Source organism: Vibrio sp. 1249-1, assembly GCF_033340495.1.
The window spans coordinates 1-997 of record NZ_JAWOWJ010000170.1 but is presented as its reverse complement, the minus strand read 5'-3'; the positions used below and the strand labels follow the sequence as shown (position 1 = coordinate 997).

Sequence of the window (997 nt, the reverse complement as noted above, 5' to 3'; positions counted from 1 at the left end):
CGGCAAAGCGCCCATATCACACGCACCTTGTACGTTTGATTGACCACGCAGTGGGTTAATACCACCACCCTCAATACCGATGTTGCCACACAACAATTGCAGGTTTGCAATCGAACGAACGTTGTCGTGCCCTGTTGTATGCTGGGTAATACCCATTGAGTAATACACCGCCGTGCGTTTTGCCGTACCAATCATTCGCGCCATCGCGAAAATATCGTCCGCTTTTACGCCCGTAACTAACTCAACTTTGTCGAGGTTGTACGCTGGCGACATCACCTCTTGAAGCAAGGTATCAAAGCCGTCGACGCGCTCTTCGATGTATTCTTGATCGTACCAACCATTTTTGATGATTTGCTGCATCACGCCGTTGAGCAACATAACATCCGTACCCGGTCGATGCGCTAAGTACAGCTCTGCATGTTCAGCCATGTCCACTCGTTTCGGGTCTGCCACAATCAAGCGCGCCCCGTGATGACGAATCGCCTGTTTGATGTGCGAAGCGATGATCGGGTGCGCAGATGTGGTGTCAGAACCGATAATAAAGATCACATCGGAATGCTTAATGCTCGGAATGTCGTTGGTCATCGCACCACTCCCCAACGATGCTTCAAGCCCTGTCACACTTGATGCGTGACACAAACGTGCGCAGTGATCAACGTTGTTCGTACCAAGTTCACGACGGATGAATTTTTGAAACGCGTAGTTATCTTCGTTAGTGGTTTTCGCTGAAGAGAATCCGGCCAGTGCGTTGTTACCAAAATCTTGCTTGATGGTCGAAAGCTTCGAAGCCACTAGCTGAATCGCTTCGTCCCAACTTGCTGGCTGCAACCAACCATCTTTACGAATCAGTGGTGTCGTTAAACGCTCTTCGCTGCTAATGAAATCAAAACCAAAACGGCCTTTCACGCATAGCATACCTTGGTTAACTGGCGAATCCGCCCCTTTTACATAGCGGATTTTGTTTTGTTGCTCATCGACAAACATGGTCAACTTACAA

The 997-nt window shown here is 48.8% G+C and carries 1 protein-coding gene; it reads right to left on the bottom strand.

What is annotated here, in order from left to right; genetic code table 11:
* A partial coding sequence (locus R7Z50_RS25015; protein ID WP_318149423.1) for a molybdopterin-dependent oxidoreductase occupies nt 1–997 on the bottom strand: 997 nt, incomplete at both ends.